The following is a 10,524-nucleotide window of genomic DNA, read 5'->3' on the forward strand; positions in this document are numbered from 1 at the left end:
CGAAAGCGCCTCGCGCGAGGCGCGGATGAGGAAGGTCCGCAGCCCTCCGGTCATGCCGGGCCGGGCTTGCGGCGGATACAGGCTGTTCAGGACTGGCGTCGGGGCGGTCGGTGCAGGCTTTCGGCACGGGTGCTCGGCGGCCTGACGCCCCGCGCAGCCGCATGATCCGCCGGGGCCAGCACCAGCGGGCGCGCCAGGCAGGTCTCGGGCGCCGCGATCCAGACACAGGCGTGCGCTCCGCAGAAGTGGCAGGGAGCCGAGGCGCCATGCCCCGACGACCCTTCGTCCCCGAAGGCCGCTTCGGCGACCGGCATCGCCTCCCCCGTCCCGGGCATCGCCATGACCGCCGCGCCCGCGCAGCCGTCGTCCCGCGCCGCCGCATCACCCGTTGGCCCATGACCCGCCTGCGCCAGCATGGCGGCGGGCAACAGGAGCGCGAGGCAAAGCACCCTCAGGACTGTCAGCAGCGGTCTCATCGTGGCCGCACCTAGCCAGCCGGGCCGGGATGCGGCAAGCGCGCTGCGATCACTTCGTCGCGACCCGCCTGCCGCGCGGCGCCGGTTTCGGGCGTCTCCGGCAACGGACGCCCCGTTAATCCGGACGATACGGGGCCGGGCCGTCTTGCCCGCAACCTTCCCCATGGGGAAGATCCGGACCGGCCAGCCCGGCGCCGTCCCGGCCCGCGCGCCCGCCGATCCGCCCGCCGATCCGCCCTCAGCCGCCATTGCCCGGGGAAAACGCATAGCGCGGCGGCCCGAAGATGTTGCGCAGCGGTTGCCGCGCCAGACCGGCGCCCTGCATCCAGAGCAGCCCGCGTTCGATCTCGGCCTCCTGCGGGATTTCGAGCGTCGCGGGATAAAGCCCCGCCTCGCGCGCCTCGGTCAGCCGCTCGCGCAGATCGCGGGCGTCCAGCGCCTCGCCATGGGCGTCGATCAGCGCGGTCAAGGCCAGGCGCACCCCGGTCGGAAAATCCTCCGAGGTCTCAAGCTGGCGGCGCAGCAGGAAGGCCTTCAGCACCGCGCGGGCGGCCGCGTCCCCGACATCGCCCTTGAGGCCCTTCGGATAGACCGGCCACAACCCCTGCCACAGGCGCTTCAGCGCCCATTGCCCGATGCCGCCCATCGCGCGGCTGTCGAAGAGATGCCCGCCGATCCGGGTCAGGCGCACGAGAAACTGGCGCCGCATCCGTTGCAGCGCGCCCAGACCGACCTGCGGCCAGGCGGGCATCGGGATCTCGGCATCGAGCCCGGCACCGGGGCTGACGCATGGATCGACGATGCGCAGCCCCTCGGGGATCGCCTCGCCCTTCTCCCGCGCCGCGCGGGCCGCCTGCAGGTGCGGGTGATCGGCATCGAGCGCCAGGATCGGGTTGTCGGCATCCAGCAGGAAGTGGCTTTCGAGGAACTTCTGGCAGTTGCGCTGTCCCAGAACGAAATCGTGCAGCCGGAAGCCGCGGTCGAAGAACCCGCTGAACCCGTCCAGCGCACCGCAGGCGATGGCATCCGCCCCCCGGGCCGCCGGGCTGGTCCCGCTTGCCGAGCGCGCCGGTGCGATCATGAAGCGCGAATGCACGTCGCTGTTGGTGGCATGCAGCAGCTCGTCGATCTTGAACCGCGCCTGGCTGACCAGCGTCGGAAACAGCCGCATCACGCTGGGCAGCAGGCCGCCAAGCCGCAGGGTCTCGTCCGGGGTCAGCGCGACATAGTCGGGCGCGCGCGGGAAGGGGTCGATCATGATGACGGCGCGGTCGGCCCGGTTGCCCTCGCGGGCGTTGCTCAGCAGCGCGGACCCCGCCGCGGACCGGCGCAGCGTGAACCGGGCGATGTCGAAGGGTTCGTTGTTGATCACCCCCCCGTCCACCGCAAGATAGGTCGCGGCTCCGGTCAGCGCCGTGCCGGTCCCGAAATAGGGGCGCGGCAGGACCGTGTGATCGGGCGCGGCCTCGATGGTCAGCGCGCCGCCCTCGGTGAAGGGGTTCTCGGGGTCCCAGGCCCCCAGTTGCAGGGGTGTTGCGGCGATGGTCCGGGGCGCGAGCCCCACCGGAAAGGCCCCCGAGGCCAGCGCCGACACGGTCATGTCATACCAGCGCGAGCCCGGGTCCGACACGAAGGGCACGGTCCCCGCGGCATCGGTCTGATCGGGGTCGAGCGCGATCCCCCGGTCGCCCCAGCGGTCGAGCCAGGCCGAGGGATGCCCGGTCGCGCCAAGGCCATGCACCCGGAAATGCCGCGACAGCCCGTGCTGTTGCATCCGGTATTCGCTGCCGGGAAAGCGGATCTGGTAGAGCACGCCGTTCAGCCCGGTCGTGGTCACGAAGACATCGAGATCCTTGGCCAGGAAGTCATAGCGCGGCTTGCCGCCCAGCGGCGGAACGCCCGTCAGCGCGGCCCGCGTCGCATCGTCGAGATGCGAGGAATCGAGCACCGAGAGGATCGGCACCGGCGCGCCTTCGGGACGCTCGGGCGCGCCCAGAAGCGGCGCGGGATCGTCCAGATCCTTCGTCGCCAGAAACCCCGTTCCGGTCGCGGGGTCCCAGAACCGGATCTGGTCGACCCAGGCGTCGAACAGCGGCTCCAGCGCCGCGCGGCACTGCGCCGTGGTCCCGTCGGCGGCGGGATAGTCGACCGGGCGCCCCTCGGACAGCCGCGCGGCCTCGCCCGCATGACCCTTCAGCAGGCCTGCCAGGGTCAGGCCCGCGCACATGCCCCCGGCCGAGGCGCCGGTCATGACCTTGACCACAACCCTGTGGCGCGGCGGGGTCGGGTCCCCGGCGCCGGGACCGGCCCGGACCCGCGCGTTATGCGCGTCGATGGCGCGGAACAGATAGTCCAGAACGCCCGCCGAATAGGCCCCCGCCGACACCGCGCCCGCCATGGTCAGGCCGATCAGGAAGACCGGGGCGTCCCCGGTCGGCGTGTCTTGGGACGGGCTGGCGGTGTCGGGCATGGCGCGAGGCTCCGGAAGGCGGCGGGGATCAGATCAGGGTCGGAAGGGTCATGGTGATGGCATAGCGGCCGGTATCGCCACCGAGGTTGCGGTCGAGGATCTGCTGCAGGCGGGTGGTCTTCCGGATCTCGCGCCAGCCGACCTGCGAGAAGGTGCGCGGGTTGAAGGCATGTTCCGACAAGAGCGGGTTGGTCAGCGCCTGCGAGAAGGCGTCGAGCGCCACCATCCGTCCGATCAGCGGCGGCACCGCCGCGCGCGGCGCCACGTCCTCGGCGAAGAGCCCGACGAAGAACTCGACCTTGTCGACATCGCCGCCGTAGAGCTCTTTCAACAGGCGGATCCGTTCGGGATGGCCGGTGATCTGCTCGAACCGGCGCACCCGGCCATAGCCCACCGCCGCGCGGTAGTCGTTGTAGGAGGCCAGCCGATGCGCGCGGCCCTGCGCCACCGAGGCCAGTTCGACCGGGATCAGGAACTCGGCCGTGTTCAGAAGCCCCATGTTCCAGGCCCGCTGGGTGCTGGCGCGCTGCATCGCCGGGCCGAGGCCCAGTTTCGTCAGATGGCTGTTGTCGAACAGCAGCCGTTCGCCCGGCACCGGCGTATCGGCGAGGTCGAAACAGGCAGGCGTCAGGCTGTGCCAGCGATAGAGCAGGTTGAACTCGATCGGGATCCAGTTCGGCTTGTTCCAGGGCTTGTTCCAGCAGGCCGAGGGATCGGCCGTCAGCTGGAAGTGATAGGGCGAGATGTGGTTGATGTACTCCTCGACCACGATCTTGATCAGCAGGCAGATGTTCACGTTCCGCGCGGTCTGGAACACGCGCTCGTCGTCCCAGTCGGGGTTCGCCTCCTCGATCAGCCCGGCCAGACGGTTATGCTCGCGCAGGAAGAGGATGTTCATCATCGAGGTGTAGGGCGAGGTATTGGCGCGCTCGCCCGCGAAGGCGAAGATCGTGGGCTTGATCTCGGCCGCCCGCTCGGGTCCCACCAGGCTCAGGAACTCGCTCAGCCGCAGCGGCGGGCGCAGCGCCTTGAATTCGGGCTTCACCGCGCCGTCGGGCCCGAAATAACGCGGCGCCCAGACCTCGCCCGTCTCGGGGTCGGTCTCGGTCTTCAGCCGCCCCTTCTGACCCGTCTCCTGGGACTTGGCGCGGATCGCGTCGCTTTCGGCCCGGCTCAGCCCGTAGAGCGGGTTGAAGTCGATATGGTGCGAGGTGTGGGTCTTTCGCACATCCGACGGGTCGGTCATCAGGAACCCGTCGGTGAACCATTGCGCGAAGGACGGAAACAGCAGGCTGCTGTTCTCGGACAGCGTCTCCTGGCCCGGCGGGGTGCGAAAGAGCGCCTCAAGCGCCTCCAGCGGCGGCAGCGGTCCGCGCCTGTCGCCCTCCTGGCCCAGCGTGCCGGGCGGCAGGTGGCGCTTGAACCAGGTGCGGTCCATCATCAGTTCCCACGAGGTGTAATCGGCCATGCCGTTGGCCGTGTCCCCATGCACCGCCATCGACCCGTAGGGCGAGGGCCGGAACCGGGCGCGCCGCACGGCAAGGTCGATGATCGTCCGGTTGGCAAACCGCCGGAGCGGCGCGATCGACATCACGAAGCGCCAGAGCGCGGGGTAGTTGCTGAGGACATGGGCCTCGATCCGGTTCTCGAGCCCGTCGGCCGACTCGTCGCGCGGCGGGTGATTTCTCAGCGTCGTGGGCATGCGGTCACTTTCGGCACGGGCCGCCCCCGACGGAGGCGGCGGTGGGGTCAGTTGTTCTGCGGCTTCTCGGCGGCGGCGCGGACGGCGCGCGCGCCGGGATAGACCAGCGCCCGGGCATGGCCGAGCGAGGCATATTGCCTGGGCGAGGTCGCCAGCGGGATGCGGATGCAGGCCGGGCTGCGGTTCGGCGTCATGTCGAGCGCACTGACCGCCTCGTTGTCGAGGATCGGCTCGTCGATGCGGATCTCGCAGAGGTCGCGCCAGGGATAGTGGATCTCGTTCCAGGCCCGCGCCGGGTTCAGCACCTCGTGATCGGGGTGCACGTTCTCGGGTTCGGGGTGGATCTGGCCCTGCAGGATGTAGCGCACCTCGGAATGCTTCACCTGATAGATCCATTCCTGGCGCAGGAAGTCGGGCGCGCGCGGATCGTCCGGGACCGGGTCCATCGAGGGCGCGCCCTCGGCCCGGAAGCCGGGGTCCGGCAGGCCGCGTTCGGGGCCGCGGTCGCCGGGGATCAGGCGGAAGCGGATGTAGGACCGGGTGCCCGCGCTGTCGAAGAATTCGAAGCACTGCCAGCTGTGATAGCGGCTGTCGAGGAAGGAGCCGCGAATCCGGTAGGCCTCGATCAGTTCGGGTTCCATCATCAGGCCCTGGCGGACCAGCTCCTTGCGCTCGTCGGGGCTGGCATGGACGAAGGTGCTGAAATCCCGGATCGAGCGGACGAAAAGCTGGCGCCCGGCATTCATCAGGATATCGAGCACGCCGGGCCCGTCATGGCCGGTCTCGCCCGAGAAGAACTTGACCGAGGCGGCCATCCCGTCCCGCGCCCGGTCGTCCTCGCGCGCGCCGGGCGAGGAATGGCGCAGGATCACCGGCAGCACCTTGCCGAAGGTGAAGAACTCGTTGGCCGGGAAATCGGGGTCGGTGATGAACCGCGCCGTGCCGCGCCCCGCGACGCCCCAGGTATGGGTGCCCCGGCCGCGCTTGGTGCTGGACAGGAACCCGAAGGTGCGCGCGAGCTTGTCGATCAGCGCCTTGAATTCGTCGTCGATGCCCTCGCGCAGTTCCTCTTCGGTCAGGCGCAGGTTGTCCTGGCCCAGCGGCGCGATCTTGGCCCGTTCGGTCTGGCTTGCCGGATAGACCACCTTGCGGATCTCGTTGATCTGCCCGACCGGGCGATGGTCGGCCAGCGCATGCCAGGGAGAATAGCGCAGCGCCTCGCCGAAGGCGTGGCGGTCATGGGTGTCGAAGACCTGCGGCGGGATCGTGACCGTCGCCACCGGGATGTAGTCGGGCGCCCATTCGACGGTCGGATTGTCGAGGACCGCCGCATCCGCATCGGTGCGCAGCTGGACGCGGAAATCGAAGACGACCGGCGCCGCGCCCTCGGACAGGCCTGCCACCATCGCCTCGCGCAGGTAGTCGTGGCCCGCGCCTGCCGACCCGGTCGCGACACCCGCACGCGGGGTGGCGCGGTAGCGGCAGGCATGGGTCGGGTCGGGCCCGAAGCCATAGGGCACCTGGCTCCAGTAGTCCGCGCTCAGAGGGCTTGTCTGCACCTGCTTGTTGAAGCCCTGCAGGACGGCGATGTCCTCGGGATGGGTCTTCGACAGATGCTCGATGAATTCGACCGGGGGCTGGCCCCGCGGGGCGTTCCTGGCCAGCGACTGCATGAAGATCGCGTAATCCTCGGCCGTGCGGATGAAGAAGACCGGGTTGTCGGCCAGGATGAAATCCTGTTCGCCCTCGGGCGCGTCGGGATGCGCCCTGTCGCCTGTAACGCCCAGCACCTTGATCGCCATGCCGTGAATGTCGGGCGTGCGGTCGTCCTTTTCGCGGCCGTTCGAGAACCGCACCAGCGCCTTGTAGCGCCCCGGCGCGGCGAAGAGGCCGACATTCAGCGGGGGCGCGACCTCGGCCACCTCGAAGACTGCCTCGACGCAGCCATGCATCTTGAAATGCTGCCCGCGCAGCTGCGGCTGGGTGGCCCGCATCATCCCGATCTGGATGGCGGTCACCGTCTGGATACTCGTGTCGGTCATCTGCTGGGTCTCCTCAACCGGCGGCGGGGATGCGCGCCCGGGCAGAAGGCGGCGGAAGGCGGGGGCCGCCTTCTACCGGGTCTTGAGGTATTCGATCAGGGCCTCGGCCTGGTCCGACAGGGCCGGGTCGCTCCAGTCGAGCCGGTGCATCCGGCCCTCGATCATCAGGTCGCGGTCATGGCCCCGATTGGACCAGCCGTCGCGCGCGGTGTCGTGCAGCGACACGGTCGGATACCGGGCCTTGTAGCGGTCCAGATCGCCCGGCTGCCATCGCCAGCCGACCTCGGCCGGGTCATACTCGATCACGCCGCGCAGGAAGACCGGCGCCCGGCTGGCCGGTTTCAGCAATTGCGCCAGCGTCGGGACCGAGCCGTTATGCAGGTAGGGCGCGCGCGCCCAGATCCCGTCGAGCGGCGGCGCGAGATAGCCCTGGTTCGCGGCCTCGGTGGTGTCGCGCAGGATGCGGTAGGCGGGCATGGTGCAGGGTTCGATCCGGCGGCCATAAGTGTCGGTATAGCCGAAGTCCGGATCGTGGCAGGCCGCCTGGAAGGCCGCGAGGAACATCGCGCTGCCCGCCGGGTTCAGCACCTGCGCGCGGTTCATGTCGGTGCCGATCACCGGATAGCGCGCCTCGTTGCGCGGCCGGTGGCAGGTGCCGCAATTCTCGGCGAAAAGCGCCTCGCCCGCCGCTGCCTTGGCCAGATCGACCTCGAAGGGATAGGGCGCGGGCGGCAGCCGCAGCAGGAATTCGGCGCTGATCCCGGCATTCATCAGATCGACCTTGGCGGGCACGCCGATGATCGGCAGCTCGGCCGCGATATTGCGCCAGAACCGTTCCAGCACGCTGCCATCCCATTGCCCGACCGACCGGTCGCCCTGGTTCCAGACCGCGGGAATGTCGGTCACCGTGGCAAAGCGGGGCAGGGCCTCGGGCAGCGGCCCGGACAGAAGCTCGGTCAGCTTTCCCGCCTCGGCGGCCTGCCCGGCCAGCAAGTCCGACAGGAGATCGCCGCTGCCATCCGATTGTCCGGCGCTGTGACCGCCGAGGCCCGGGGACCGGTCGCCATGGCCATAGCTCGACCCCGGCCGGGTCTGCAGCGCGACAGAGGCCGCGCGCACACCGGTGCTTTGCGCCAGCCCCGACAGGATCGGCACGGCATTCTGCGCAAAGATCGCCCGCTGGGTCTGGTCGACGGCCGCGATCTGGTCTGCGCGGATCTGCGGCAGGCCGCGCGCGAAATAGCCCGCGGGCTTGGCCGCCACGAGATCCAGCAGCTTTTGCGTGGTCTCGCCCGGGGCCTCGGCTGTGCCGATCTGCGCGTCCGAGAGATAGCCCTCGCGGAGCGCGGAAAAGGCCCCGCGCCATTTGCGCACGTCGAACTGGGTGTTGGGTGCGCCGTCCAGCACCTGATACCGGTCGCCCAGATCGATCTGGCCGGTATGGCAGGCACCGCAGGCCAGCGTGACGAAGAGCGGCTGCGGCTGGCTGTAATCGACCTCGCCCGAGGGGCTGCCATCGGCCGCGACCGGCCGCCCGTTGGCCCCGGTGATGCCAAGCCCGCGCGGCAGGATGCGGTCGGTGATGTCGGGGTCCGGGAAGAGCCCGAAGCTCCCGAAGAAATCCTCGGGCGTGCCCCAGATTTCCGGCGCCAGATCGGGCAGGATCTTCTGCACGACCAGAGGCACGCCGAGGAACCCGTTGCCCGCATTGACGAACCATCCATGGCCGATGGGATCGGACGCCTTCGCCGCAACAATCGTGGCCTCGCAGGCGGTGCGAAGGGCGTCCCAGGTCAGATCCGGCTGTTTGGCCAGGGCAGGCTGCAACGCGTCGCGGCGGGCGCAGGTCGCGGCCTCGGACTGTGGGTCGGCCTGTGCCGGGCAAATCCCGGCCGAGAGTGCCAGCGAAATGGCAAACCCCGAAACGAACGATCTTGAAAAAGTCTCCATCTGATCCCCCCTGGTATCGACGAAGATGGGACGCCTGGCCGTGCCAGGGATGCGCCTGGAAATGGAAACGTCGAGGCTCCTCTTGACCCAACGTTACCCGATGGCGCGCATTCTGGAAAGCTTCGAAAAACACCAGCCAGACGAGAATGGTTTCTGAGTGGACTCTGCTGCGCATGCTGCCGAGGTCCGGAGAGCGGGACTTGGCGGACCCCAACCCGATACCACAGCCAGTTCAACTGATCTTTGGAGCCGAGTTCGGGCAATGCCCCGGTTCAGGTTCCGAGACCCAGGACTGGATAAAGGGACGCGACCAGCAAAGCTGCCATGGTGATGTTGAAGATCCTGAGCCGGGTGGCGTTCGACAGCCATTGCCGGACGACAGTCCCGAGCCATGCCCAGACCGAGATCGCCGGAAAGCAGACGAGCGCGAATGCACCTGCCACGATGGCGACCGACAGCAGCGAGCGATCGGGCGCGTAGAGCGTGATGGCAGACAGGCACATGGCCCAGGCCTTGGGGTTCACCCACTGGAAAGTGGCCGCTTGAAGAAAGGTCATCGGATGGCTGTCCTCGTCCCGCTCCTCCACCGAAGCGGCCGTGGCGATCTTGAATGCGAGCCAGAGCAGGTAGCCGACGGAAGTGACCTTCAGCACCAGGTTCAGCGCGGGCACTGCGTCGAACAGCGCCATCAGTCCCGCACCTACGAGGAGAGCCATGACCGACACGCCCCCGACGATTCCGAGCATGTGCGGCAGTGTCCGCCGGAAGCCGAAGTTCGCGCCGGACGCCATCAGCATCAGGTTGTTCGGTCCCGGTGTGACGGTTGCGACAAATGCGAAGCCCAAAAGAGCAGTCAGGATAGCGAGAGTCATCGAGCGTTCCTCCTATAGTGCCTGTTCGCAATAATAGCGGGATGATGTCGCCACATATCGTCTAATGTTCTATCCCAAGAGAAAAATGCACAACGATTGGCGGCTCATGGACGAGATTGACCTGAAAATATTGCGCGAGCTGCGACTGGACGGCCGGATCAGCAATGTCGCTCTGGCTGAACGGATTAGCCTGTCTCCCTCGGCGTGCCTGAGACGGGTTCAGGAACTCGAGCGAACAGGCGTGATCCTCGGCTACAGGGTCGTGACCAGCCCTGAGCGGATGGGTCGCGGTTTTGTCGCCTATGTCATGGTCGGCCTTTCCTCCCATACCAAGGCGGCCCAGGAGGGCTTCGAGCGCGCCATGGCAGTCGCGCCCGAAGTCGTCGAGTGCCATAACATAGCAGGGTCTTTCGAGTACCTCCTCCGTGTCCAGAGCGCCGATCTCTCGGAATACAAGCGTTTCCACACGGAGGTCTTGGGCACCCGATCCCATGTCCATGCAATCACATCCTACATCGTGATGGGGTCACCCAAGGATGAACGCGCCACATGATCTGAACGTGCAAGTTGGCGTTGGTCGTGGATTTGTCTGCAGGCGCTGCCGAATGTCGCGGAAGGGCTCGGAGCGAACCTGCGGCGGTGCAGCATGACGCTTGAGTGTCTCGGGCCGCCCGCCGGGCCGCTCGCCGCCGATAGCCGCGGTCGAGCGCCCAAGCCTCCACCGCGTGCGGAACCACGAAAGCAGCCATACATCGCGGTTACAGCAGGCCCCGGAGCCGCCAAGGTCCGGAGGGCGGACCATTGCTGCCCTTTGTCAGGCGAGACTGGACAGATCGAGTATCGGTTTCTGGCCCCCCGGTTTTTCGGCCTCCGCAAGCGCCTGCCGCCACTCCCGGGCCGGGAAAACCCGTGGGGGGTGAAGGCGGGGCCTCTGGGCTCCAGACTCATTGATCGTCAAAGCCAGAAGATGACGGTTGCGGCGAGGGCTATGGCGGAGAGGAAGGTCTTTGCG

At 68.3% G+C, this 10,524-nt stretch carries 7 protein-coding genes; 1 reads left to right on the top strand and 6 read right to left on the bottom strand.

Annotation, left to right across the window (positions count from 1 at the left end; genetic code table 11):
- Positions 1-86: 86 nt before the first annotated feature.
- The 6 genes from DSD19_RS21750 to DSD19_RS08290 all read right to left on the bottom strand — a co-directional run bounded on the left by DSD19_RS21750 (position 87) and on the right by DSD19_RS08290 (position 9,512).
- Positions 87-476 carry a hypothetical protein gene (locus DSD19_RS21750; RefSeq protein WP_134079065.1) on the bottom strand — a complete coding sequence of 130 codons (390 nt, stop codon included), beginning with the start codon at positions 474-476 and terminating at the stop codon, positions 87-89.
- 238 nt (positions 477-714) lie between these two features.
- A complete protein-coding gene (locus tag DSD19_RS08270; RefSeq protein ID WP_113669220.1) occupies positions 715-2,946 on the bottom strand; it encodes a patatin-like phospholipase family protein in 2,232 nt (743 codons plus the stop codon).
- Positions 2,947-2,974: 28 nt separating this feature from the next.
- Entirely contained in the window at positions 2,975-4,648 is a 1,674-nt protein-coding gene (locus DSD19_RS08275; RefSeq protein WP_113669221.1) for a peroxidase family protein, read from the bottom strand.
- A 47-nt stretch (positions 4,649-4,695) separates the two neighbouring features.
- The gene (locus DSD19_RS22050) at positions 4,696-6,690 is read right to left on the bottom strand and encodes a hypothetical protein (protein ID WP_207802434.1); all 1,995 of its coding nucleotides are present in this window, start codon (positions 6,688-6,690) and stop codon (positions 4,696-4,698) included.
- 72 nt (positions 6,691-6,762) lie between these two features.
- Positions 6,763-8,640 (bottom strand): hypothetical protein, encoded by a 1,878-nt coding sequence (locus DSD19_RS08285; protein ID WP_113669222.1) that lies wholly within the window; start codon positions 8,638-8,640, stop codon positions 6,763-6,765.
- Positions 8,641-8,912: 272 nt separating this feature from the next.
- Positions 8,913-9,512, bottom strand: a complete 600-nt coding sequence (locus DSD19_RS08290; protein WP_075787041.1) for a LysE family translocator — start codon at positions 9,510-9,512, stop codon at positions 8,913-8,915.
- Between the two features lie 106 nt (positions 9,513-9,618).
- On the opposite strand from DSD19_RS08290, the gene DSD19_RS08295 reads away from it, so the two are divergent.
- On the top strand, positions 9,619-10,065 hold the full coding sequence (locus tag DSD19_RS08295; protein ID WP_113669238.1) for an Lrp/AsnC family transcriptional regulator: 447 nt from the start codon (positions 9,619-9,621) through the stop codon (positions 10,063-10,065).
- The last annotated feature ends 459 nt before the right edge of the window (positions 10,066-10,524 follow it).

This window comes from Rhodovulum sp. BSW8 (assembly GCF_003314725.1).
GTDB lineage: Bacteria > Pseudomonadota > Alphaproteobacteria > Rhodobacterales > Rhodobacteraceae > Rhodovulum > Rhodovulum visakhapatnamense.

Bases quoted from the DNA above. Each gene is read 5' to 3' on its own strand.
- DSD19_RS08270 (WP_113669220.1), bottom strand. From the start codon at position 2,946: ATGCCCGACACCGCCAGCCCGTCCCAAGACACGCCGACCGGGGACGCC.
- DSD19_RS08285 (WP_113669222.1), bottom strand. From the start codon at position 8,640: ATGGAGACTTTTTCAAGATCGTTCGTTTCGGGGTTTGCCATTTCGCTG.
- DSD19_RS21750 (WP_134079065.1), bottom strand. From the start codon at position 476: ATGAGACCGCTGCTGACAGTCCTGAGGGTGCTTTGCCTCGCGCTCCTG.
- DSD19_RS08295 (WP_113669238.1), top strand. From the start codon at position 9,619: ATGGACGAGATTGACCTGAAAATATTGCGCGAGCTGCGACTGGACGGC.
- DSD19_RS08275 (WP_113669221.1), bottom strand. From the start codon at position 4,648: ATGCCCACGACGCTGAGAAATCACCCGCCGCGCGACGAGTCGGCCGAC.
- DSD19_RS22050 (WP_207802434.1), bottom strand. From the start codon at position 6,690: ATGACCGACACGAGTATCCAGACGGTGACCGCCATCCAGATCGGGATG.
- DSD19_RS08290 (WP_075787041.1), bottom strand. From the start codon at position 9,512: ATGACTCTCGCTATCCTGACTGCTCTTTTGGGCTTCGCATTTGTCGCA.